Below are 23,200 nucleotides of genomic sequence, written 5' to 3' on the forward strand. Positions count from 1 at the left end.
CTCCCGAGCCCGCCCCGGTGAAGGCGGAGGCGGAGCCGGCGGAAAAGGCAGGGGCGGAAGCGGCGGAGGAGAAGGGGAACGCGGCGTCCGCGCCCGTGACGCCGCAGGCACCGGTGTCGGTACCGCCGCCCGCACCACCCGTACCGCCCGTGCGCGCCACCCGGGAGCCGGAGGGACAGGGCGGCGGAGGAGGCCGGGGCCGGGGACGGCAGAAGGCCGCGGTGGGCGTGGTGTGCGCGGCACTGCTGGCCGGTCTCGTATGGGGCGGCGCGCAATGGCTGGGGAAGGACGGCGGGACGGACCCGGGCGGGCGGTCGGGGCCGCAGTCCGTGCCGGAGCCGTACATCAAGAAGCAGCCGACCCTGACCGTGGGCGTCAAGAAGGACCAGCCCGGTCTGAGCGAGAGGACCAAGGGCGGTACGTACCGGGGGTACGAGGTCGACCTGGCCTACGCGATCGCACACGACATGGGGTACAGCCGTGAGCACGTCGTCTTCGTGCCCGTGAGCAGTGAGAACCGGAGCACGAAGCTGAAGATGGGCGAGGTGGACCTGGTCATCGCCACCTACAGCATCACGGAGGAGCGCAAGCACGCGAAGGCGCCGGACTACAGCGTCGCGTTCGCCGGTCCGTACTACGTGGCGAGCCGCAGCTTCATGGTCCGCAGGAAGGCGAAGACCGTCTCGATCGACGACTCCAGGGTGCTGAAGGAGAGGGAGCTGGAGGTGTGCACGGCGAGGGGGTCGACGTACGAGGGGTGGCTGCCCAAGGCCGGTTACACCATGACGGAGTTGCTCCCGAACGGCTACGACCGGTGCGTACGGGACCTGCTGGACCCGACGTCGCCGGTCTACGCGGTGAGCACGGACGACGTCATCCTCGCCGGGTTCGTCAAGGACGATCCCACCGAGCTGAAGCGGCTGGACAGCAGCGCGGGCGCGGAGGGCTACGGCGTCGCGATGAACCCGGACGAGAAGGGGCTGAAGAAGGAGGTGTGTTCGGCACTGGAGCGGATCATGACCGACGGGTCCTGGGAGAAGCTGTACGCCGACCACCTCTCCCCGCTGCTGGACAGGACGAACCCGCCGAGGAAGCCGAAGATGGCGGAGTGCCGGTCCTGACGTGACGGGTTGACAGGTCGGTGGGCCGGTGGGCCGGGGCGGAGGGTTCGCTCAGCGGTCGACGACCCACGCGGCATCGGCCGGGGGCCGGCCGGTGGCGAGGATGTGGCGGACGATCCGGAACGCCTCGCCGAGCGGCACGGTGTCGGTGTCCGGGTACTCGTCGGACTGGCCGTTCGAGAGCTCGAAGCCGTCGCTCCACCCGTCGGCGTCGGCCCCGGGGTCCGCGGCGTGCTCGCCCGGGTCACCGGGGTGTTCGAGGAGCATCACCATCGCCCGCTCGGTGTTGCTCACGACGGCCAGGGACCGTCCGGACGCGCTTTCCAACCAGGTGTCGAGCTTCCCCGCGGCGATCCGGCTCCGGAGCACTTCCGTCACCGTGTCCGCGGACATCGGGGCGGCGCCGTCCGTCAAGGTCCATGACTCCATGGGGGTGACCCTCTCACGGCGTGGACCTGCGGCATCGGCGCCCCCGACCGGCCGACGCGTTCCCACGCGGGGCGGTGCACGGGGCGGTACGGGGGCGACTCCGGCCCTCGGTACGTGAACGGGCGAGGGGCGAATAGCATGCACCCCGACGCGCACCGCGCGGCCGAAAGGGGGATCGGCCGGGCTCGGGCCGTTGGGTTCGGTCTGTCGTTCCCCCTGGTCGAGTTGGCTTTGCCAGAAGGAATCGAAGACACATGCATCGCCGTTCCAAGGCCCTCCACGGCGCCGTGGCCACCGCCCTGGCCGTCATCGCCCTCACCGCCTGTGGCGGCGGCGAGGACAGCGACGAGATCGTCCACTCCAAGAACGGCGGGACGGTGGGCGAAGCCCGCCGGGAGAGCCCGGCCGCGGAGAAGACCCCGGCGGCGGAGGAGACCCGGGCCGCCGAGGTGAAGTGGGGCCCCGAGCTGACGCCGGGGCAGCCGGCTCCGGGGCTGTACGAGCCCGGCAACACCGGGGGCGGGAAGTTCGAGATCGCCGTCACGAAGGTCGTCGAGGGGACCGTGGAGCAGATGAAGGGGGGCGGCTACGACGAGAGCGACCTGGCGGGCGACACCCCGTACTTCGTGTACGCGGAGTACACGTTGAGGGAGGGGGAGCCGACCTCCGTCAACGTCGACCTCAACGCCCACATCGGGGTCCTCGACGAGAAGGGCGAGGAGGTGGCCGAACGGCCGGTCGTCCACACGGGATACGTGGACGGCGGATGCCCGGTGGCGGACATCTACATGGGCTGGGACATCGGCGAGAAGCACACCGTGTGCACGGTCTTCGTCGGAGAGGCGGCGAACCCGCCCGCCCGGCTCATCTGGACCGCGGAGGAGGCCGTCGACCGCGACTACACGAAGATCCCTTCCTGGAGGTGGGCCGCCCAGTGACTGGTACACACTGACCGGTACGCGCCGGCCGGCTCCGACCGGCCGCCGGGCGTCCAAAACACGTGGAGGCGTCCGGTGCCGGCGGTCATGATGGCGCCATGAGCAATCGCGTGCCCGCAGCCCCCGTGGAAGCCCTGATCGTCGTGGACGTCCAGGCCGACGCCGTGACCGGTGACCGGGCGGTGCCCGACGCCGTACGGCTCGTGGACCGGACGGCGGACCTGATCGCACGGGCGCGGCGGGACGGGGCGCTCGTCGTCCATGTGCAGAACGACGGGGAGCCCGGCGCCGGTGACGAACCGGGCACGCCCGGCTGGGAGTTGCACCACCCCGTCGAGCCGTCCCCCGCGGAGACCGTGGTCCGCAAGACCTGGGACGACGGCTTCGAGGAGACGTCGCTGGGAAGCCTGCTGACCGGTCACGGGGTCCGGTCGCTCGTCGTCTGCGGTGTGATGTCGGAGATGTGCGTACAGGCCACGGCCCGTACGGCCCTGGCGCTGGGGTACCGGGTCGTCATGCCGCACGACGCCCACGCGACGCATGACATACCGGCCGCGCCCGGGATCAGCGACATGGTCCCGGCCGCCGCGGTCTCACGGGTCGCCGAATGGGCCCTGGGCAGTGACCTGGAGGTCGTGGCCCGTGCCGCCGACGTCGTGTTCACCGCCCTGCCCCCGCGTACCGGCTGAAGGCCGAAGAAGGCGACGGGGCGACAGGGCGACGGAGCGGGGCGGTCGGGTTCGGGCGGTCAGTCGGGCCTGAGGGAGCGCCAGATCCGGTCGGGCAGGATGCGCGCGGCCTGCGCGAGGTCCATGTCGTGCGTACGGGCCAGCCAGCGGTGCGCGGCCTCGGTGACTGGCCCCATGACCAGGACCTCCAGGATGGGCACCGGCACGGGTGCGATCTCGCCCGCCAGGACCCGCGGCGCCATCCACTCCGAGATGACCGCCAGTTTGGCCGCCTTGGCGGTGCGGATCTCGTCGGCGTGCGCCGCGAGGTAGCCGGAGTGGGCGGACGTGTGCAGGAAGAGCGCGGCGTCCGGGTGCTCCTCGGTGAAACGCAGGTGGGCGACGATCAGGGCCCGGACCCCGGTACGGGCGGTACGCGCGCGGTGCAGCGCGGCGATCATCTCGTCGAAGAGCTGCTCCGTGCAGCGGGTGTACAGGGCGGCGGCGAGGCCGTCGAAGCTGCCGAAGTGGTGGTACAGACTGCCGAGGCTGACGCCGCCGGCCTCGGTGACGGCGGTGACGGTGAACCCCGGGCGGCCGGACGTCGCGTACACCTCCAGCGCTGCGGTCAGGAGCCGGTCGACGGTGACCTCACCGCGTTGCTGCTTAGCCACGGTGACCCCGCCCCGTCGGTGCCGTCGTGCCCGTCACCCGGTTGTCCTTCGCCCGGTTTTCCGCCATGACGACACCCTATCGCACTGAAATTGGAGGATTTTTCTAGAAAAGAACTCCATGAATCCGGTCATGCGGTTCGTACTCACGGAGGTCCGGCCGGGGAGGTCGGGCGATCGGGAACCGGGGGGCCCGCTCCCGGCGTCCTCACGCGCGCCACCCATGCGGGCCCGCGCCGAAAGCCGTGCGGGGCACGTCACACACAGATCCTGAGGAGCAGCATGAGCGTTAACGGCAGCACGCGATCCCGGAGCGGCAGCCGCGGCAGCACCGGTCTCCCGACCCGGCGCGGCACTCGCCGGGCTCTCCTGGACTGCTCGAAGGCGGTGCTGGTCGTCGGGCTCGTCGTGGGTGCGGCCACCGCGTGCGGCGACTCGTCGAAGAAGGACGGGACCCACGCGGCCAAGGAGTGGAAGGTCGGCGACTGCGCCGGGCCCGACAAGGAGGTCAAGGACAGCTACCAGCCGATGGGCTGCGACGAGGCCGGGGCGACGATCAAGGCCCTCGAGGTCAAGGGCGGTTCCATGTTCTCCGACGCCGTCCAGTGCCCGGCCGGGACGGACACGATCATCTCGGTGAAGGTGTCCTTCGGCTCGGGTGACGCCAAGTCCGGCCTCCCGAGCAAGACCATCTGCGGCCGCAACCTGTCCGGTGACCACCCCGGCGACGCCGGTGCGGGCGGCGGTCAGCTGGTGAAGGGCGACTGCGTCACCGACAAGGCCAAGGAGGTCGCCTGCGCCGGTGCGGGCAGCGGTGTGACCAAGGTGGTCGACCTGAAGGAGAAGGCCGAGCAGTGCCCGTCCGGGTCCGACCCGCTGGAGCTGTTCCCGAGCCCGGGCCGTCCGTACAACGCGATCTGCACGAGCAAGATCTGACCGGACGGATCGGTTCGGGTCCGATCGGGTCCTCGTGAGCGGATCTCACGGATGGGTGCCGCGCGGCCGGTGGAGCACACGCTCCACCGGCCGCGCCGCGTTTCCGGCGTGTACGGATCAGCCGGCCGGAGCCGAAGTCGGAGCCAGGTCCGGGGCGGTGAGGTCGTCGACGGTGCGGGCGACCGTGCCGAACAGGTCGCGGACCGTGGTCAGGCTCGCGGCCTGCAACGCGTCCGCCGTGAGGACGGTGCCGTCCGGGGCCCGCAGCGAACGGGTCGCGGTGGCCTCGGCGACGACGGTCGGGCGGTAGCCGAGGTTGAAGGCGCCCTGCGCGGTGAACAGGACGCACATGTGCGTCATGAACCCGGCGATGACCAGGTCGCCGCCCCCGGCCCCGAGGTCCCGCAGGACCTCGTCGAGGTCCGTGCCGTGGAAGGCGTCGGGGACCTGCTTGACGACCACCTTCTCGCCCTCGGCCGGGGCGACCTCGTCGCTGATCGAGCCGATCTCGGCCCGGATGTCGTACGGAGTGCCCTCGCCGCCGTCGTTCACGACGTGGACGACCGGGGCGCCCGCGGCACGGGCGGCGGCGAGCAGCCGGGCGCCGGCGGCGAGGGCCCGTTCGGCGTCGTCGAGCCGCATCACGCCGGAACGGTAGGTGTTCTGGAAATCGATCATGAGCAGGGTCGACCCGCTCGGGCGGGGCAGCTCGTCGGGCAGGCCGATCACGTCGCGCAGGGTGGTGGACGCCGTCATGGGAGAAGCCCTTTCCGGTCGGGGAGGGGCGGATCGGCCCCACGGTGTATTCGACGCTAACATATTTCGTAAGCGTTGATAACGGTGGTCTGTGATCGCCGGTCTCCGCTGCGGACAAGCCCAGGTCAGAGGTGTTAGCGCTGTTATCGTGGAAGCCATGTCGACGGCACGAGAGCGCATCCTGCAAGCCACCGCGGAACTGCTCGCCACCAAGGCCGCTTCGGCGATCTCGACCCGGGCCATCTGCGACCTGGCCGGAGTCGGCATGCCCGAGATCTACCGGCAGTTCGGCGACAAGCAGGGGCTGCTCACGGCGGTGGCCGATGTCGGCTTCGAGCACTTCCTCGCCAACAAGAGGCGGAACCCGCTCACCGACGACCCGGTGGCGGACCTGCGGGCGGCCTGGGACAGCCATGTCGCGTTCGCGCTGCGCAACCCGCACCTCTACCGGCTGATGTTCACGCCCGCGGCGGAGCCCGGGCCGCGGGCGATCGAGGACGCGCAGGCCCTGCTCCTGGCGGCCGTGGAACGCTGCCGCGACGCCGGACGGCTGCGTACGACCCCCGAACTGGCCGGCCGGTCGATCCTCTCCGCCAATGTGGGCGTGTGCCTGATGGCGCTGTCCTTCCCCGAGTCGTTCGGCGGCCCGGACGTCTCGCAGTCGGTACGGGACGCCGTGATCGGGAAGGTCACCGGCGACGAGCGGGAGGACGCGCGGGTCGGTACCGCGACCGTCCTGGCCCAGGCCCTGGTCGGCACCCTCACCGGAGCGGCGCCGGTGGACCCCGCGGCCGTCGACGACCTGGCCCGCGCGCTCCGACCGCCGACGCCGGAAGCCTGAGCGACCCGGGCGGATCGAGAGGCCCGACAGATCGAGCGGCCCGGGCAGGCCGAGAGATCCGGACGACCCGGATGACATGGGTGGTCCGGACGGCCCGGGCGACCCGAGCGACCTGAGCGACCTGAGCGACCTGAGCGACCCGGGCGATCCGAGGGGCTCGAACGGCCCTGAGATCAGCCGTCGTTACCGGTGTCCCGGCGGAACAGGGCGGTCCAGAGGAAGGGTTCGCCGAAGAACGGGGAGTCGGACGGCTCGTCGCGCATCCGGCGGAGCTCGACCTCGGTCAGGCCGGAGAAGATCCGGCGCAGCGCATCCGGCGTGTAGGCGAGACCGCCCTGCAGGCCGCCGCGCTCGTAGAAGGCGGCGTCGGAGAGCTCGGAGCCCATGCCCGCTGCGCAGGCCTCGCCCGCGGCGAAGCAGCTGAGGGCGAAGTGGCCGCCGGGAGCGAGGCAGTTGTCGAGAAGGGCGAGGTAACTGACGCGGCGGTGGGGCGGCAGGTGGTGGAAGCAGCCCGAGTCGTGGACCAGGTCGTACGGCCCGGCCAGCTCCGTCGCGGCGAGGTCGAAGGCGTTGCCGTGGTGGAACCGGACGGCGTCCCCGACCCCGGCCTCGCGGGCGCGCTCCTCGGCCCAGGCGATGGCCGAACCGGACAGGTCGACGGCGTCCACCTCGAAGCCCAGCGACGCCAGGTGGATGGCGTTGCGGCCCGGCCCGCAGCCCAGGTCGAGGGCACGGCCCGGTGCGACCGTCCCGCGTTCGGTGTACGAGACGAGGTTCTCGTCCGGCTTCGCCACGAAGAACGGCACGGGCCGGTCCCGGTCCGCGTAGAAACCGTCCCACCAGGAGCCCGCACCGGCCGTCCAGCGGTCGGCATCGGGTGCGAACAGGCTGTCCATCAGCCGCAGTACGTCATCCACCGTGTGTATGTCGCGGTCCACGGGGGACCCCCTTTCAGGTCTTTCCGACGGACGGCGATCGTAGGCCCGCCCGGCCCCGCCGCCCGCCCGGAACCCCATACCAGCAACGGTTCGATGGGTAATCGGACTTGGCCCAGGGACCACCCTGCGCGGGTCCGATTGCGTGGCGGAGTCACCAACGGTGCGGCGGAGCGAGGAGAGTGGGGGCAGCGGTACGGAAGACGAAGGAGGACCGTGGTGGGTGTCGTGGCGAACCAGCGGAACGGTGCGGTCGGGCAGTCCATGGAGGTTCTGGAGGCGCGGGAGCGACTCCTGCGGGCGGGGCGCGAGTTGTTCGCCCTGTACGGGTACGCGCACACGAGCGTCGAGGATCTGTGCGTCCGGGCGAAGGTGCCCACGCACGTCTTCCAGCAGGAGTTCCTCTCCCGTGAGGTGCTGCTGATGGCGCTGTACGACGAGGTGGCGACCCATGGGATCCGGGCGGCCGAGAACGCCCTGATGGCGGAGGGCATGGAGGACTGCACCACGACGGAACGGGTCCGGCTGCTCTTCGAGGCCTACGTCAAGGCGGTCACCGTGGACCCGTGCGCCGCCAGGGTGGCCTTCGTCGAGGTGCTGGGGGTGAGCCGGGAGGTGGACAAGCACCTGGCGACCTGGCGGTCGATGTGGATCGAGTTCCTCACGTCCGAGGCCGAGCGCGCCGTGCGCCGGGGCGAGGCGGTGGAGCGGGACCACTTGGTCACCGTCACGGTGCTGAACCACTCGGTGGACGAGCTCATGGCCCACCACGGCCGGCGGCCCCGGCAGGTCGACGCCGAGTGGCTGACCGACGAGCTGACCCGGCTCTCGCTCGCCATGATCCTGTCGTCCTGACCCGACCCGACCCGACCCGACCCGACCCGACTTGACCTGGCCCGATCCGCCCCGCCGCGGACCGGACGAATCGCCGTGCCGCGAACCGCCCGCACCGCGGACCGTACGACCCGCGACGTCGTGAACCGCCCGTGCCGCGGGCCGGACGAATCGCCGTGCCGCGAACCGAATAATGGGGGGATGGCGAACGGCGCGGATCACACGGAACGACCGGACGACGAGATCACGACCGTCCTGACCGGTGTCGGGCCCCGGCTGCGGGCCCTGCGCCGGGACCGCGGCACGACCCTGGCCCAGCTCAGCGAGACGACCGGGATCTCCCTCAGCACCCTCTCCCGCCTGGAGTCGGGCGGCCGCAAACCCACGCTCGAACTGCTCCTGCCCCTGGCCAAGGCGTACGGGGTGCAGCTGGACGAACTCGTCGGCGCCCCGGCCACCGGCGACCCGCGCGTCCACTTCCGCCCCTTCGTCCGCGACGGCATGACGTTCGTACCGCTCACCCGGCACCTCGGCGGGCTGCACGCGTACAAGCAGATCCTGCCCGGCGGGCGGGGATCGACGGGGCCGCTGGAGCAGCGGGTGCACGAGGGATACGAGTGGCTTTACGTGCTGGCGGGGCGGTTGCGGCTGGTGCTGGGGGAGCACGATCTGGTGCTCACGGCGGGCGAGGCCGCCGAGTTCGACACGCACACCCCGCACGCGTGGGCCAGCGCCGGGCCGGAGCCGGTGGAGTTCCTCAGCCTGTTCGGCCGGCAGGGGGAGCGGATGCACGTGAGGGCCCGGCCCACCCAGCGGTGAGCCGCGCCGGGCGCGTACCCGAAGCGGGGCGGGAACGGCTCACGGGCGGGCCGTGTACGGGCCGCCCACCCCCCATGCCTGGTGCATCGCGTCGGCGAACGCGCCCGCCAGCAGGTGTTCGCCGGTGGGGCCGGGGTGTGTCCCGTCGTACGTGTCCCGGTGGATGTCGTACCCCGGCGGGCGGGAGGCCAGCAGGATCGGGGACATCGGCTCGTCGAGGTCGGCGACGACCTTCGCCAGGAGTTCGTTGAAGCGGTCGCACTCGGCGGCGAACGGGGCGTCCGACTCGGCCCGGACATTCGGTATCACGGGCATGAACACCATCCTGACGCGCGGGTTCGCGGTGCGGGCCGCCGCGACGAACGCCCTGGCGTTCAGCGCGGTCTGGTCGCTGTTCGTGTAGAACCCGAGGTCTATCAGGCCGAGCGAGACGAGCAGCACGTCGGTGCGGTGCTCGGCCACCGTGTCGGCTATCACCGGGGCCATGTGCAGCCAGCCCTCGCCCCAGCCGGCCAGGTGGGCGCGGGCCGCGGCGGGGAAGTCCGGCGCGCCGTACTCGTGACCGCCCGGGGCGTTCGCCGACGTGTCGTACAACGCGCTGCGCGGCCCGACGATCGCGAACGGCGCACCGAGGGTGGCGGTGAGGTGCTGCCACATCCGGTAGCGCCAGGTGAAGTCGCCGGCGCAGCCGATGGTCATGGAATCGCCGACAAACGTGAACCGCATGGCGTCATCATCGCGGATCACCGCTCCGGCCTGCGACGTGACGATGGACACTTGGGCCATGCGTTCGTACCTGACTGTGTCCGCGGCCGCCGCGCTGCTCCTCCTCGCCGGGTCGGCCCCGGCCGTGGCCGACGACGGGGCCGACCGGAGTTTCACGATCGAGGACCCCCGGATCACCGAGTCCAGCGGCCTCGCCGCCAGCCGCGCCCACCCCGGCGTCTACTGGACGCACAACGACAGCGACGACGGGCCGTACGTCTACGCCGTCGACTCCCGCACCGGGAAGACCGTCGCGACGATCACCCTGCGCGGGGTCGGGCAGCCGCGCGACGTGGAGGCCATCTCGCTCGGCCCCGACGGCAACCTGTACGTCGGTGACATCGGCGACAACCTGAACGGCAGCTGGGACCACGTCTGGATCTACCGCTTCCCGGAGCCGAAGGAGCTGAGGGACGCGACGGTCCGGGCCACCCAGTTCGACGTGAAGTACGCCGACGGCCCGCGCAACGCGGAGGCGCTGATGGTCCACCCCAGGACGGGGCGGGTCTACATCGCGTCGAAGAACGAGGACGGCGGCGGACTGTACGAGGGCCCGGAGAAGCTGACCACCGGCGGCGCCAACGTGTTCAAGCGGGTGGGGGAGGTGCCGTGGGTGACGGACGGGGCGTTCTCGCCGGACGGCAAGGAACTGCTGCTGCGCTCCTACTTCAGTGCCCGCGCCTACGCCTTCGAGAACGGCGGGCTCGGCGCCGACCACGCCGTGCGGGCCCCGATCCAGCGGCAGGCCGAATCGGTGACGTACACGGCGGACGGGTCGGCGCTGATGTTCGGCTCGGAGGGGGAACAGAGCGACGTGGAACGGGTGGAGGTGATCGGCAGGGCCGGTGAGGACGGGAAGTCGCCGTCCGGGGACGGCACCTCGTCCGGCTCGTCCGACGGGGGCGGGGACGGCGCGAAGGGCATCAGCCTGACCGGCACGCTGGTGCTCGTGGGGGTGGGCTTCCTGGTGTTCCTGGGGCTGCGGAGAAAGAAGGGCTGAGCGTCCGGGGCACGGAAGGGCTGACCGTCCGGGGGCACTCGCCCACTGCCCCGTTCACTCCCCGGCGTGCCGCGCGACGAGCACCTCGAAGCCGTCGATCAGCCGTTGCAGGCCGAACGCGAAATGGTCGACGTCGTAGCTGAAGGCGTCCTCGTCGAGCGCCGCCATCAGCGGATAGTCGCCGCTCGCCATGGCCCGTTCCAGATAGGGGGTCTGGTTCTCCCAGAAGGCGTCGTCGCTCAGCCCGGTCTGCCGCGCGGCCTCGACGGCCTGGAGCCGGGTGCGGGCGATGCCCTCCACGAAGCTGTTGACCGTGATGATCGTCGAGATCAGCTCCCGGCCGGGCAGTCCCATGCCCCCGAGGCCGGCGAGGGCCTGTTCGAGGCCCCGCAGGGCGCTGGGGCCGAGGACCGTGCGTGCCTGGTTGACCTTGAGGAGCCAGGGGTGGCGTTCGAGCTGCTCCAGGTAGGTGCGGGCCATGGTGGCGAGGGCGACGCGCCAGTCCGCCGGTTCCTCGGCCGGGGCGGCGTCCAGGGACTCGCCCAGTACGTGGTCGAGCATCAGGTCGAGCAGTTCGGCCTTGCCGGGGACGTAGCGGTAGAGCGACATCGTGCCGGTGCCCAGGTCGGTGGAGAGCCGGCGCATCGAGAGGGCGGCCAGCCCCTCCGCGTCGGCGATCGCCACGGCGGCGGTGACGATCCGGCCGAGGGTGAGAGCCGGTTTGGGGCCGCGGCTGGGCCGGTCGCCGGTGCCCCAGAGGAGTTCCAGACTGCGCGCGATGTCGCCGCTGCCGGTCGTCGTCCCGTCCGTCCCACCCGCTGAAGCGCTTTTCGTCATGGGTTCAGCGTAAGAGCGCCCGGCAGTGGGCCCCGCGGCGCCTCGGCGCCCACTGCCGGGTGCTCCAGGACCGCGGGCAAAAAATGAGTACGCTGTACTCTGATTCGGGTACGGTGTACCCAATTCATTGACGGAGGGGGTTCCGGCATGGCCGTGAGCGAATGTGCCGTACGTGCCGAAGGATTGGTGAAGCGGTACGGAGGAAGGCGCCGCGGGAAGCGGGGTGCCGAGGAGAAGAGGGCGCTCGACGGATTCGACCTGGCCGTCCGGCCCGGCACCGTCCACGGGCTGCTCGGGCCCAACGGGGCCGGCAAGACCACCGCGGTGCGCGCCCTGTCGACGCTGCTGCGGTTCGACGGGGGGCGGGCCGAGGTCGCCGGGGCGGACGTGGCCCGCGACCCCCGGCTCGTGCGCGAGAGGATCGGGCTCACCGGGCAGTACGCCGCGGTCGACGAGGTCCTGACCGGGCGGCAGAACCTGGAGATGTTCGGGCGGCTCTTCCGCCTGGGCGGCGCGCGGGCCCGGCTGCGGGCCGCGGAGCTGCTGGAGCGGTTCGACCTGTGCGACGCCGCCGACCAGGGGGTCAAGGAGTACAGCGGCGGCATGCGTCGCCGCCTCGACCTCGCGGCCTCGGTGATCCTCGCGCCCCGGGTGCTGTTCCTGGACGAGCCGACGACGGGGCTCGACCCGAGGGGCCGGGGCGAGGTCTGGGACAGCGTACGGGCGCTGGTCGCGGGCGGTACGACGGTGCTGCTCACCACCCAGTACCTGGAGGAGGCCGACCGGCTCGCCTCGCACATCACCGTCATCGACCGGGGCCGGTCCATCGCCGACGACACCCCGGACGGATTGAAGAACCGGGTGGGCGGCGACCGGATCGAGGTGGTCGCGGCCGATTCCGCCGACCTGCCCGCGGTCGCGAGGGCCGTGGAGCGCGTCGCCGGGACCGGCCCCGTCGTCCGGGACGAGGAGGCCCGCCGCGTCCACACCCAGATCGCCACCGACCGGGTCGCCGCGCTCACCGAGGTCGCGCGCACCCTCCAGGACGAGGGCGTCGGGATCGAGGACATCGGGCTGCGCAGACCGAGCCTCGACGACGTGTTCCTGAACCTGACCGGACACCGCACGAAGACGCCCGAAGAGATCGAGACCGAGAAGGAGGTGGCGGCGTGACCGCCCTCGCCCCGCACCCGGCCGGCCCCGCCCCGCACCCGGCCGATCCCGCATCGCACCCGGTCGGCCCCGCACGCGGCCGACTCGGCTGGGTGCTCGCCGACAGCTGGAACGTCACTCGGCGCAGCCTCACCCACTACCAGCGCCAACCGACCGCCATCGTCTGGCAGTTGGGGTTCCCGATCCTCTCCGTGCTGCTGTACGGGTACGTCTTCGGCAGCGCCATGAAGGTGCCCGGGGGCGGCGACTACCGGGAGTTCCTGATGCCGGGCATGTTCGCCACGACCATGGCCATGGGGTTCATGAACACCGCGATGGCGATGGCGACCGACATCGGCAAGGGCGTCGTGGACCGTTTCCGCTCCATGCCGATGGCGCCGTCCGCGGTCTCCGCCGGACGCGGCCTCGCCGACCTGGTGGTCGCCGCCGCCGAACTGGCGATCCTCGCGGTGACGGCCCTTGCGATCGGCTGGCGCGCGGACGGCGGACCGGCCGCCGCCGTCGGCGCGTTCGGACTGTTGCTGCTGCTCCGGTTCAGCCTGATCTGGGTCGGCGTCTGGCTGGGGCTCCTGCTCCCGGACCCGGAGTCGGCGGGCGGTCTGTACGCCGTCGCCTTCCCGGTCACGATGATCTCCAGCGCCCTGGTCGCCCCCTCCCTGATGCCGGGCTGGCTGGGCACCGTCGCCGCCTGGAACCCGATCTCGTCCACGGTCACGGCGGCCCGTGAACTCTTCGGCAACCCGGTGGCGGGCGGCGGGACCTGGGTGGAGGAACACGCCCTGCTGATGGCGGTGGTGTGGCCGCTGGTGCTGACCGCGGTGTTCCTGCCGCTGGCGGTGCGGCGGTTCCAACACCTGAGCCGCTGAGCCGCAGGGCTGCTCAGTCGCAGAGTTGCCGAGTTGCCGGGCCGTCGTTGTCAGTGGCCCGTGCGAGCATGCGCTCCGTAAGGCAACACGGGAAGCACAGGAACAGCGCTTACGGAGGACCCCATGGGCACCTGGGACACCGGCCACTTCGACAACGACACCGCGGCGGACTTCTCCGGGACGGTCGACGACACGCCGGAGAACGAGCGGGAAGCGGTGATCCGTGAGGCCCTGGAGGCGGTGCTCGCCCCCTCGGACTACCTGGACAGCGACGACGGGGCGGTCGCGGTCGCGGCGGCGGCGCTGGTCGCCGCCCAGTGCCCGGGAGGCGAACCGGTGACCACCGCGTACGGCCCCGACAAGCCGCTGCCGACCCTGGCGACGGACCTGCGCCCCCTCGCGGTGAAGGCCCTCGACGCGGTGCTGGGCGAGGACTCGGAGCTGCGCGAGCTGTGGGACGAAGGGGGAGACGAGGAATGGGCCGCGGGCATCGCCCGGCTCCGGGAGTTGCTGGTGGCGGCCTCCGGCTGATCGGGTGCCGGACCGGTCGGCCGGTCAGCCGCGGGGGCGGCCCGCCCGGACGAGCTCGTCGACGTCGAGGGTCACCGGGGCGCCGATCGACTCGGGCAGCGTGACCTCCTGCCCGGGGGCGTACACCTGGTGGCTGTCGTAACCGCCGCTGACGGGCTCCGTCAGGACGTGCACCCGGCCGTGCCTGCGGTCGATGATCACGTACACCGGGATCTTGGCCTCGGCGTACGCGGCGACCTTGTTGCGCAGGTCGTTGTTGTAGTCGATGGAGGTGACCTCCAGCACGAGGCGGAAGGCGGCGGGGTCGTAGCAGTTGTTCTCGATCAGGTGCTCGTCGAGATCGGCGTCGACGATCGCCAGGTCGGGGACGGCGTAGTCCTCGGGGCCGCCGGGGAGCCACAGGCCGACCCTCTGGAGGACATCGGTTGCCTGCCCGTGGAGCTCTGCGGCAAGCAGCGGAATCATGACTTCGGTCAGCACTTCGGCGTGCCGCCCGTCCGGGATCGGGGCCACGACGATGACGCCTCCGATGATCTCGACGCGGTATCCCGGGTGTTGTTCCATGAGTCTGTTCGCCGCGGTCAGCAGGGTTTCCGGCGCACCGGCACGGGGGCGTCGGGTTGTCGCTGCGGGCACGGCGGGCCTCCTGGGGAGAGGGAGTGTCGGGGCCATCGTCGTGGGGAGACTCGGCCGCCCGCACGCCTGCGGTGTTCCGCCACCCGACCGGATGAACGAGGAAGGGCCCCGCGCCGACACGCGGGACCCTTCCTCGTACAGGTGCTGCGGGTACTACGCCGTCACAGCTTCTCGATCACGTAGTCGATGCAGGCCGTCAGCGCCTCGATGTCCGCCGGGTCGATCGCCGGGAACATCGCCACGCGCAGCTGGTTGCGGCCCAGCTTGCGGTACGGCTCGGTGTCGACGATGCCGTTGGCGCGCAGGGCCTTGGCGACGGCCGCGGCGTCGATCTCGTCCGCGAAGTCGATCGTGCCGATGACCTGCGAGCGCTTGGCCGGGTCGGTGACGAACGGGGTCGCGTACTTCGACTCCTCGGCCCAGCCGTACAGGTTCCGCGCCGAGGCGGCCGTGCGGCCGGTGGCGAAGTCCAGGCCGCCCTGGGTGTTCATCCAGGTCAGCTGCTCGTTCAGCAGGAAGAGCGTGGCCAGGGCCGGGGTGTTGTACGTCTGGTTCTTGAGGGAGTTGTCGATCGCCGTCGGGAGCGAGAAGAACTCCGGGACGTGCCGGCCCGAGGCGTGGACGCGCGCGGCGCGCTCCAGGGCCGCCGGGGAGAAGACGCCGATCCAGAGGCCGCCGTCGGAGGCGAAGGACTTCTGCGGGGCGAAGTAGTAGACGTCCGTCTGGGCGATGTCGACCGGCAGGCCGCCCGCGCCGGAGGTGGCGTCCACCAGGACGAGGGCGCCCTCGTCGGCGCCCGCGACGCGCTCGATCGGCGCGGCGACACCGGTCGAGGTCTCGTTGTGCGTGAAGGCGTAGACGTCGACGCCCGCCTCGGCCCGCGGGTCCGGGTGGGTGCCCGGCTCGGAGGCGATCACGGTCGGGTCGGCCAGCCACGGGGCGAGCTCGGCGGCCTTCGCGAACTTCGAGGAGAACTCGCCGAAGTTCAGGTGCTGGGACTTCGTCTCGATGAGCCCGTGCGTCGCGATGTCCCAGAAGGCGGTGGAGCCGCCGTTGCCCAGGATCACCTCGTAGCCCTCGGGGAGGGAGAAGAGGTCGCGCACACCCTGACGCACCGAACCGACCAGGTTCTTGACCGGGGCCTGGCGGTGGGACGTACCGAGAAGGGACGTGCCGGTGGCGGCCAGGGCGTCGAGCGCCTCCGTCCGCACCTTGGAAGGACCGGCGCCGAAGCGTCCGTCGGCGGGCTTGATGTCAGCGGGAATCTGGATATCGGCCACGAACCGGAGCGTAGTGCCTCACGGACACGGCCGGACACCGTGTCCGTGAGGTGAGATATGTGCCCCGGTCCGCGGACGGCGCCGGAAGGGCAGGTGGGCGGGGTGGCAGGGGGTGCCGGTCAGCCCAGTCGTACCGGCAGGTCGTGCAGGTCGTTCTGGGTGACGATCGGCTTGTTCCGCAGCTCGGAGGCGGGCACGGCGAGCTCCAGCTCCGGGAACCGCTCGTACAGCGCGGGCAGGGCCACCCCCGCCTCCAGCCGGGACAGCGCCGCACCCGGACACACGTGCGGGCCGTGACCGAACGCGATGTGGCGGTTGGGGGAGCGGGTGACGTCGAACTCACCGGCCGACGGACCGTGCTGCGTCTCGTCGCGGCCGAGCGCGCCGAAGGAGACGATCAGCGCCTCGCCCTTCGGCAGCACCCTGTCGCCCACCTCGATGTCCTCGGTGGCGAACCGGATCAGGACGTGCGACGTGGGGGAGCTCCAGCGCAGGGTCTCCTCGACCACGTTCTCCCACGGCACCTCGCCGTTCAGCACCCGCTCGCGCTGCTCGGGGTGGGTCTGGAGCGCGACGACCGCGTTCACGATCAGGCTGATCGTGGTCTCGTGACCGGCCGCGATGATCAGCTGGAGGGTGTTGACGATCTCCTCGTCGGTGAGGTGGTCGCCGTCCTCGGAGGCCGCGATCAGGGCGCTGGTGAGGTCGTCGCCCGGGTTCTCCCGCTTGCCGTCGACGATCTTCGTGAAGTGCGTGCCGAGGTCCGCCATCATCTGCGGGACCTCCTCCGGCGGCGTCTGCGTCGAGAAGAACTTCTCGAAGAGCTCCTTCAACCGCGGGTGGTCCGCGCTGTCCACACCCATCAGTTCGCTGATGACGTTCATCGGCAGCGGGTAGGCGAACTCCGCCTTCAGGTCGACCGGCTCGCCCTTGGGCAGCGCGGCCAGCCGGTCCAGGCTCGCCGCGGTCAGCGCCTCGATGCCGGCGCGCAGCCGCTCCACCCGCTTCACGGTCAGCGCCTGCGCGACCAGGGTGCGCAGCCGGCGGTGGTCCGCGCCGTCGACCGTGAGCATGGAGCGGCCCGGGTTGGCGAGGCCGATCAGCGGCCAGTCCATCGGTATCTCGTTGCGCCGCCAGGCGTTCCAGACGTCGATGTCCTTCACGACCCGGCTGTCGGTGAGCAGCTGCCGTGCCTCGGCGTGGTGGGTGACCGCGTAGCAGTGCACCCCGCCCGGCAGTTCCACCTCGGCGAGCGGACCGGCKGSCCGCAGCCGGGCGCTCTCGCCGTCGAGGTCGGTGACGAAGGGGTCGAGGGCGATCCGGGTCATCTCTGGTCTCCGGTGTCGGTTGCCGTGGTGGGGCCCAGGGCAGGAGTGGGCGTGAACGTCACCGGCAGGTCGGTCAGGCCCCGCAGCCACGGGGACGGCCGCCGGGTGAGCTGCCCGGCCGGGACGGCGAGGTCGATGTCCGGGAGCCGGTCGAGCAGGACCTCGATGCCGGTACGGGCGATGACCTCGGCGGTCTCCTGGGCCGGGAACGGGCAGCGGTGTTCGCCGTGGCCGAAGGAGAGGAAGGCGTTGTTGCCGCCGGTCAGCGCGGAACCGTCGGTGCGGACCTGCGGGTCGGCGTTGGCGGCGGCGATGCCCAGCAGCAGCAGGTCGCCCGCCTGGATGTGGCGCCCGCCGAGGTGGGTGTCGCGGGATGCCCAGCGGCCCGCGACGTTCTGGGTCGGGGTGTCCTCCCACAGCACTTCGTTCATGGCCTCGGCGACGCTGTGCCGGCCGCCCGACAGGGAGGCCGCGAACCGGTCGTCGGTGAGCATGAGCCGCAGCGAGTTGCCGATCCAGTCGGCGGTCGGCTGGTGGCCCGCGGCCATCATGACCATGAGGTCCTGGGCGACCTCCTCGTCGGTGAAGCCGCCGCGGTCGGCGAGCATCCGCGAGGTGACGTCGTCGCCGGGCGCGGCGTGCTTGTCGGCCAGCAGCTGCACCATGGACGAGACGAGGTGCTGCTGTCCGGCCAGCGCCCGCTCCCGGCCGTCGATCATGTCGTTGAGCGAGCCGACGAGCGCGGCGCCGACGGTGTCGCTGAAGCCGTAGAGCTTCGCCAGGACGAGGGCGGGGAGCAGCATCGCGTACTCGGCGATGATCTCCGTGCCGCCGGTGGAGCAGAACCGGTCGATGAGGCCGTCGGCGAACTCCTCCGCGTACCGCTTGAGGGCGAACGGGTCGACGGCCTCCAGCGCGTTGCTGATCATCGCGGCGCGTTCGGTGTGCCGGGGGCCGACCGTGTACAGGATCGACGGCTGCTTCTGGCCGATCATCGGCCGCAGCGGCCAGTCGGCCGGGATGCGGTCCCACTGGTTCCACAGGTCGGAGTCGCGGCTGAACAGCACCGGGTCGGCGGTGACCTGGTGCAGTTCGCGGTAGCCGAGCACCAGCCAGGCGGGGATGTCGCCGTCGAGCACGACGGGCGCCACGGCACCGTGGTCGCGGCGCATCTCCCGGTACAGCCGGGCCGGTTCGGTCTGGAACCGGGGGCCGGAGAGCGGCACGCGGCCCTGGGAAACGGGGCGCCGGACCGGTCGGCGATCCTCTTCTGGGAGAGGGTGCGCAGGTGCTCGACCAGCGTGATCAGTACGTACTTGCTGGACGAGCGGTCCCGGGCGTCGCACTCCACCAGGGGCACGTCGTCCGGGAGGTCGAGCGCCTCCCGTATCTGCTGCTCGCTGTGGAGCGGGCCGCCGAAGTCGTTGCACGCCACGATGAACGGCGTGCCGTGGTGCTCCAGGCGGTCGATGGCGTACCAGGAGTCGGCGAGCCTGCGGGTGTCGACGAGCACGACGGCGCCGAGGGTGCCGGAGAACAGCCGGTCCCACAGGAACCAGAAGCGCTCCTGGCCGGGTGCGCCGAAGAGGTACAGCACCGAGCGGGCGTCGAGCGAGATCCGGCCGAAGTCGAAGGCGACGGTCGTGGACGTCTTCGACTGCACGCCGTCGAGGTGGTCGACGGCCTCGCCCGCGCGGGTCATGGTCTCTTCCGTGTTCAGCGGACGGATCTCGCTGACGGAGCGGACCATGGTGGTCTTGCCGACCCCGAAGCCGCCGACGACGACGATCTTCAGTCCGTTGTCGGCCGTCGCCTGCAGGGCGGCACGGTCAGAGGTTGCGGAGTCCAACGAGCACCTGTTCCAGGATGTCGGGGTCGGGGAGCCGGTCCGCGACACGGGCGGTACGGGGGTGGCGGGCGCTGATGCGGCCGGTGTCCAGCAGGTCGGACAGCATGATCCGGACGATGCCGACGGGCAGGCCGAGGCCCGCCGCGATCTCCACGACCGCGGTGGGCCGTTGGCACATCCGCAGGATCGTGACGTGTTCCGACTGCATGCCGGGGGTCGGCTCGCACTCGGACACCACCAGCGTCACCAGGTCGAACGCGTCCGAGTCGGACCGGCTGCGACCCCCGGTGAGGGTGTACAGCCGGTCCGGGTCGTCGTCCCGGCCGGGCCGGGGACGGGGGCGGGTGGTCATACGGCCGCGGTCGCGTCGGCGGCGGGGGAGCGCGGCGGGGCGCTGAGGTGCTCGCCGAGCTGTTCGACGAGTTCGCTCATGTTGTGGCCGATGAGGCCGACGTCGGAGTCCTCGGAGGCGACGACCGCGAGGTGGGCGCCGTCGCCCGCCTCGACGATGAACAGCACACCGCCGTAGAACTCGGCCATCGCGGACCGTACGCCGCCGGTGCCGTCACCGAACTCGATGGAGGCGCCGTGCGACAGGCTCTGGATGCCGGCGGAGATCGCGGCCAGCTGATCGGCCTGGTCGACGGAGAGCTCGGGGGTGCGGCACAGCTTGAGGCCGTCCCTGGACAGGACGAGGGCGTGACGGGCGCCGGGGGTGCGCTCCAGCAACCCCTCCAGCAGCCAGTTGAGCTTCTCGTCGGTGGTCGCGGTCATCGGGTGTTGCCTTCTTCCGGGTGCGGGGAATTGGCCCGAACAGCCTGGCGGAAGCTGCTGAAGCGGGCTGCCTGTTCCTTGGGGTCGGAGGTGCGGGGGCGGGGGGTCCTCGCCCCGTCCGTGTTGGCGTTGGCACGGGCCTCGGCGGCGGCGAGGGTACGGCCGCGGCGGCGCTTGGGCAGTCCGCTCTCGCCGAACCGGGGCAGGCTGCCGGTGGTCTCGGAGGCGGCGGAGGCGTCCTCGGAGGCGTCCGCGGGGGTGTCCGCGACGGCGTCCTCGGATACGGGGGCGGCCGGGGCCCCCGTCACCTCGACCGGATCGTCGCACTGGACGCCCCGTCCCGCACCGCGGTCGTCCAGCCCGGCGTGATCCTGGACGACCTGCGCGCCGCCGCGGCCCCGCACGGCCTCACCTTCGGGCCCGACCCCTCCACGCACGGCCGCTGCACCCTCGGCGGCATGATCGGCAACAACTCCTGCGGCGCGCACTCGGTCGCCTGGGGCACCACGGCCGACAACGTGCACGCCCTGACCGTGGCCCGCTACGGCGGCGACACCCTCCGCCTGGGCCGGGCCGCGACGACCGGCCTCCCCGACGCGCTGCGCGAACTCCCGGCGTTCGCCGCAGCGAACCTGGCCCTCCTGCGCACCGGCTTCCCCGACCTCCCGCGCCGCATCTCCGGATACGCCCTGGACGCGCTGCTGCCCGAGCGCGGCACCGACCTCGCCCGCGCCTTCTGCGGCAGCGAGGGAACGCTCGGCGTGGTGACGGAGGCGACCGTACGACTGGTCGGGGCACCGGCGGCCCGCGCCCTGGCCGTACTCGGCTACGCCGACGAGTCCGCGGCGGCCGAGGCCGCCCCCGGCCTCCTCCCGCACCACCCGCTCACCGTCGAGGGCATGGCCGCCGACCTCGTCCGCGAACCGGCCGGGCTGCCGCGCGGCGGCGCCTGGCTCTTCGTCGAGACGGGCGGTGCCACCCCGGCCGAGGCCCGCGCGCATGCCGAACGCGTCCTGCGCGCCGCCGACGCCCTGGACGGCACCGTCGTCACCGACCCGGCCGGGCAGCGGGCCCTGTGGCGCATCCGCGAGGACGCGGCCGGCACCGCGACCCGCATGCCGGACGGCACCGAGGCATGGCCCGGCTGGGAGGACTGCGCCGTACCGCCCGCCCGCCTCGGCCCCTACCTCCGGGAGTTCCGCGCCCTGCTCGCCGGACACGGGCTGCGCGGCACCCCGTACGGGCACTTCGGCGACGGCTGCATCCACGTCCGGATCGACTTCGACCTGCTGAGCACGGCGGGCGTGGCCCGCTTCCGCCGCTTCTCCGAGGACCTCGCCGACCTGGTCGTCGCCCACGGCGGATCGCTGAGCGGCGAGCACGGCGACGGCCAGGCCCGCGCCGAACTGCTGCCCCGCATGTACGGGGACGGGCTGGTCGCCCTCTTCTCCCGTTACAAGGACATCTGGGACCCGGACGGCGGCATGAACCCCGGCATTCTCGCCCGTCCCGCCCGGCTCGACGAGAACCTCCGCTTCGAGGTGCTGCCGAAACGCCCCGTGGACGTCGCGTTCGGCTACCCACATGACGGCGGCGACTTCTCCGCGGCGGTGCGCCGGTGCGTGGGCGTCGCCAAGTGCCGTACGCCCCGCACCACCGGCACGGACGTGATGTGCCCGTCGTACCGGGCGACCGGCGAGGAGGCCCACTCCACCCGGGGCCGGGCCCGGCTGCTGCACGAGATGCTCGCGGGCGAGGTGATCACGGACGGCTGGCGGTCGGACGAGGTGCGCGAGGCGCTCGACCTCTGCCTGTCCTGCAAGGGCTGCCGCGGCGACTGCCCGGTGGGCGTCGACATGGCCACGTACAAGGCGGAGTTCCTGCACCACCACTACCGGGGGCGGCTGCGCCCGGCCGCGCACTACTCGATGGGCGGGCTGCCGGTGTGGCTGCGCCTGGCCGCCCCGTTCGCCCCCGTCCTGAACGCCCTGGCCCGGATCCGCCCCTTGGCGGCTCCGGCCAAACGGCTGGCCGGAATCGCCCCGGAACGCACGCTCCCGGTCCTGCCCCGGCGGTCGTTCACCCGGTGGTTCGCACGGCGCCGGGGCGGGGGAACGGTGATCGTCTCCGACGAGCAGCTGGTCACCCTCTGGCCCGACACCTTCACCGACCGCCTCTCGCCCGAGGTGGGCCGGGCCGCGGTCCGGGTCCTGGAGTCGGCGGGCCGCACCGTGCTGCTGCCGGGCCGGGGCCTGTGCTGCGGCCTGACCTACGTGTCCACGGGGCGGCTCGACAGGGCCCGCGAGGTCATGCGCCGCACCCTGGACCGGATGGGGCCGAGCCTCGGCGACCCGCTGGTCGTCCTCGAACCGAGCTGCGCCGCCACCCTCCGCACCGACCTGCCCGAACTCCTCCCCGACGACCCGCGCGCCGCCGAACTCGCCGCCTCCGTAAGGACCCTGGCCCAGTACCTGGAGGAGTACGCCCCCGACTGGCGGCCACCCCGCCTGGACCGCCCGGTCGCCGGTCAGACCCACTGCCACCAGCACGCGGTCCTGGGCGACGCGGCGGAACGCCGACTGCGCGAACGGGCCGGACTGACCGGCGAACTGAGCGGCGGCTGCTGCGGCCTCGCCGGAAACTTCGGCTTCGAACGCGGTCACTGGGACGTGTCGGTGGCCTGCGCGGAGGAGACCCTGCTGCCGTCGGTACGGGCGGCGGCCCCGGGCACGGCCTTCCTCGCCGACGGCTTCTCCTGCCGCACCCAGCTGGACCAACTGGGCGGCGTACGGGCCCGGCACCTGGCGGAACTGCTGGCGGAGGGACTGCCCCCGGAACCGGACGCGCCCTGATCCCGAAGCCCTGACCCCGGAGCTCGGGTCTCGGGTCTCGGGTTTCGAGCTCCGGACTTCGAGCTTCGGGAAGGTCCGTTCACTCTTCAGTGTGTACGAAGGAGAGGCGCGGGCCCGGGGCTTGAGCTTCGGGATTCGAGATCCGGGATTCGAGCTCTGCCGTTCAAGCGGTTGGTTGGTTTGTTGGGGGGTTTGGGGAACCCCCCGCCCCTCCCGAACCCGTAACGGCCAGCAAGTATGACTAATCGTGACCGACTTGCGGCACAGGGTCACGGCTGTCTACGGTGCCGAACGTAATGACCCCGAACGCGGTGTTGGAGCACCGGCCGGGGTCTGACCCCAAGATCGATCCGCTGAAAGG

24 protein-coding genes and 1 pseudogene are annotated in these 23,200 nt (G+C 72.0%); 12 read left to right on the plus strand and 13 right to left on the minus strand.

Translation table 11 applies throughout. The features are described 5' to 3' along the window. Window positions 1–1,121, plus strand: a 1,121-nt coding sequence (locus EAO76_RS19990; protein WP_187438693.1) for a transporter substrate-binding domain-containing protein, incomplete at its 5' end; no start/stop codon positions are given. Between the two features lie 51 nt (window positions 1,122–1,172). Here EAO76_RS19990 and EAO76_RS19995 read toward each other — a convergent pair. After that, window positions 1,173–1,550 carry a hypothetical protein gene (locus tag EAO76_RS19995; protein WP_148837250.1) on the minus strand — a complete coding sequence of 126 codons (378 nt, stop codon included), beginning with the start codon at window positions 1,548–1,550 and terminating at the stop codon, window positions 1,173–1,175. Window positions 1,551–1,804: 254 nt separating this feature from the next. On the opposite strand from EAO76_RS19995, the gene EAO76_RS20000 reads away from it, so the two are divergent. Together EAO76_RS20000 and EAO76_RS20005 are read left to right on the plus strand one after the other, a co-directional pair. Then, a complete protein-coding gene (locus EAO76_RS20000; protein ID WP_148837251.1) occupies window positions 1,805–2,488 on the plus strand; it encodes a hypothetical protein in 684 nt (227 codons plus the stop codon). Between the two features lie 98 nt (window positions 2,489–2,586). Further along, complete coding sequence (locus EAO76_RS20005) at window positions 2,587–3,177, plus strand: cysteine hydrolase family protein (RefSeq protein ID WP_148837252.1); 591 nt, start codon at window positions 2,587–2,589, stop codon at window positions 3,175–3,177. Between the two features lie 59 nt (window positions 3,178–3,236). Here the strand turns inward: EAO76_RS20005 and EAO76_RS20010 are convergent, their stop codons facing one another. Continuing rightward, complete coding sequence (locus tag EAO76_RS20010) at window positions 3,237–3,830, minus strand: TetR/AcrR family transcriptional regulator (protein ID WP_148837253.1); 594 nt, start codon at window positions 3,828–3,830, stop codon at window positions 3,237–3,239. A gap of 279 nt (window positions 3,831–4,109) precedes the next feature. Here EAO76_RS20010 and EAO76_RS20015 point away from each other — a divergent pair, with 279 nt between their 5' ends. Further along, window positions 4,110–4,763, plus strand: a complete 654-nt coding sequence (locus tag EAO76_RS20015; RefSeq protein WP_148837254.1) for a hypothetical protein — start codon at window positions 4,110–4,112, stop codon at window positions 4,761–4,763. 117 nt (window positions 4,764–4,880) lie between these two features. On the opposite strand, the gene EAO76_RS20020 is transcribed toward EAO76_RS20015, so the two are convergent. After that, window positions 4,881–5,519, minus strand: a complete 639-nt coding sequence (locus EAO76_RS20020) for an isochorismatase family protein (RefSeq protein ID WP_148837255.1) — start codon at window positions 5,517–5,519, stop codon at window positions 4,881–4,883. 157 nt (window positions 5,520–5,676) lie between these two features. Here EAO76_RS20020 and EAO76_RS20025 point away from each other — a divergent pair, with 157 nt between their 5' ends. Beyond that, on the plus strand, window positions 5,677–6,360 hold the full coding sequence (locus EAO76_RS20025; RefSeq protein ID WP_148837256.1) for a TetR/AcrR family transcriptional regulator: 684 nt from the start codon (window positions 5,677–5,679) through the stop codon (window positions 6,358–6,360). Window positions 6,361–6,533: 173 nt separating this feature from the next. Here EAO76_RS20025 and EAO76_RS20035 read toward each other — a convergent pair whose 3' ends face one another. Further along, on the minus strand, window positions 6,534–7,298 hold the full coding sequence (locus tag EAO76_RS20035; RefSeq protein ID WP_148837257.1) for a class I SAM-dependent methyltransferase: 765 nt from the start codon (window positions 7,296–7,298) through the stop codon (window positions 6,534–6,536). Between the two features lie 261 nt (window positions 7,299–7,559). On the opposite strand from EAO76_RS20035, the gene EAO76_RS20040 reads away from it, so the two are divergent. Beyond that, on the plus strand, window positions 7,560–8,150 hold the full coding sequence (locus tag EAO76_RS20040; protein WP_148837439.1) for a TetR/AcrR family transcriptional regulator: 591 nt from the start codon (window positions 7,560–7,562) through the stop codon (window positions 8,148–8,150). 180 nt (window positions 8,151–8,330) lie between these two features. Further along, complete coding sequence (locus EAO76_RS20045; RefSeq protein WP_148837258.1) at window positions 8,331–8,948, plus strand: helix-turn-helix domain-containing protein; 618 nt, start codon at window positions 8,331–8,333, stop codon at window positions 8,946–8,948. Between the two features lie 39 nt (window positions 8,949–8,987). On the opposite strand, the gene EAO76_RS20050 is transcribed toward EAO76_RS20045, so the two are convergent. Beyond that, a complete protein-coding gene (locus tag EAO76_RS20050) occupies window positions 8,988–9,674 on the minus strand; it encodes a GDSL-type esterase/lipase family protein (protein ID WP_262375598.1) in 687 nt (228 codons plus the stop codon). 58 nt (window positions 9,675–9,732) lie between these two features. Here EAO76_RS20050 and EAO76_RS20055 point away from each other — a divergent pair, with 58 nt between their 5' ends. Then, a complete protein-coding gene (locus tag EAO76_RS20055; RefSeq protein WP_148837259.1) occupies window positions 9,733–10,713 on the plus strand; it encodes an esterase-like activity of phytase family protein in 981 nt (326 codons plus the stop codon). 54 nt (window positions 10,714–10,767) lie between these two features. Here the strand turns inward: EAO76_RS20055 and EAO76_RS20060 are convergent, their stop codons facing one another. Continuing rightward, complete coding sequence (locus EAO76_RS20060) at window positions 10,768–11,550, minus strand: TetR/AcrR family transcriptional regulator (protein WP_148837260.1); 783 nt, start codon at window positions 11,548–11,550, stop codon at window positions 10,768–10,770. Window positions 11,551–11,697: 147 nt separating this feature from the next. Between EAO76_RS20060 and EAO76_RS20065 the strand changes: the two genes are divergently transcribed. The 3 genes from EAO76_RS20065 to EAO76_RS20075 all read left to right on the plus strand — a co-directional run bounded on the left by EAO76_RS20065 (window position 11,698) and on the right by EAO76_RS20075 (window position 14,120). Further along, window positions 11,698–12,723, plus strand: coding sequence for an ATP-binding cassette domain-containing protein (locus EAO76_RS20065; RefSeq protein ID WP_148837261.1), 1,026 nt, complete (start codon window positions 11,698–11,700; stop codon window positions 12,721–12,723). Next, window positions 12,720–13,589, plus strand: coding sequence for an ABC transporter permease (locus EAO76_RS20070; RefSeq protein WP_148837262.1), 870 nt, complete (start codon window positions 12,720–12,722; stop codon window positions 13,587–13,589). The genes EAO76_RS20065 and EAO76_RS20070 overlap by 4 nt, the downstream gene beginning before the upstream one ends. Before the next feature lie 123 nt (window positions 13,590–13,712). Continuing rightward, window positions 13,713–14,120, plus strand: a complete 408-nt coding sequence (locus tag EAO76_RS20075; RefSeq protein ID WP_148837263.1) for a DUF4259 domain-containing protein — start codon at window positions 13,713–13,715, stop codon at window positions 14,118–14,120. Window positions 14,121–14,144: 24 nt separating this feature from the next. Here the strand turns inward: EAO76_RS20075 and EAO76_RS20080 are convergent, their stop codons facing one another. The 7 genes and pseudogenes from EAO76_RS20080 to EAO76_RS20110 form a co-directional block, all read right to left on the minus strand. Continuing rightward, entirely contained in the window at window positions 14,145–14,684 is a 540-nt protein-coding gene (locus tag EAO76_RS20080) for a Uma2 family endonuclease (protein ID WP_148837441.1), read from the minus strand. Window positions 14,685–14,917: 233 nt separating this feature from the next. Continuing rightward, complete coding sequence (serC, locus tag EAO76_RS20085) at window positions 14,918–16,036, minus strand: phosphoserine transaminase (RefSeq protein WP_148837264.1); 1,119 nt, start codon at window positions 16,034–16,036, stop codon at window positions 14,918–14,920. A 119-nt stretch (window positions 16,037–16,155) separates the two neighbouring features. After that, window positions 16,156–17,364: a cytochrome P450 gene (locus EAO76_RS20090; protein ID WP_148837265.1), complete on the minus strand. Its 1,209-nt coding sequence runs from the start codon at window positions 17,362–17,364 to the stop codon at window positions 16,156–16,158. Beyond that, the gene (locus tag EAO76_RS20095; protein ID WP_148837266.1) at window positions 17,361–18,590 is read right to left on the minus strand and encodes a cytochrome P450; all 1,230 of its coding nucleotides are present in this window, start codon (window positions 18,588–18,590) and stop codon (window positions 17,361–17,363) included. The genes EAO76_RS20090 and EAO76_RS20095 overlap by 4 nt, the downstream gene beginning before the upstream one ends. Continuing rightward, window positions 18,572–19,213 (minus strand): annotated as a pseudogene (locus tag EAO76_RS20100) (GTP-binding protein); the annotation flags it as partial. The pseudogene EAO76_RS20100 and the gene EAO76_RS20095, both read right to left, overlap by 19 nt. Further along, complete coding sequence (locus EAO76_RS20105; RefSeq protein WP_148837267.1) at window positions 19,194–19,565, minus strand: DUF742 domain-containing protein; 372 nt, start codon at window positions 19,563–19,565, stop codon at window positions 19,194–19,196. The gene EAO76_RS20105 and the pseudogene EAO76_RS20100, both read right to left, overlap by 20 nt. Next, window positions 19,562–19,987 (minus strand): roadblock/LC7 domain-containing protein, encoded by a 426-nt coding sequence (locus EAO76_RS20110; RefSeq protein WP_148837268.1) that lies wholly within the window; start codon window positions 19,985–19,987, stop codon window positions 19,562–19,564. Before EAO76_RS20110 ends, EAO76_RS20105 begins: the two co-directional genes overlap by 4 nt. Before the next feature lie 71 nt (window positions 19,988–20,058). Between EAO76_RS20110 and EAO76_RS20120 the strand changes: the two genes are divergently transcribed. Further along, the gene (locus tag EAO76_RS20120; protein ID WP_399462469.1) at window positions 20,059–22,839 is read left to right on the plus strand and encodes an FAD-binding and (Fe-S)-binding domain-containing protein; all 2,781 of its coding nucleotides are present in this window, start codon (window positions 20,059–20,061) and stop codon (window positions 22,837–22,839) included. The last annotated feature ends 361 nt before the right edge of the window (window positions 22,840–23,200 follow it).

Source organism: Streptomyces sp. sk2.1, assembly GCF_008120935.1.
Taxonomy (GTDB): Bacteria; Actinomycetota; Actinomycetes; order Streptomycetales; family Streptomycetaceae; genus Streptomyces.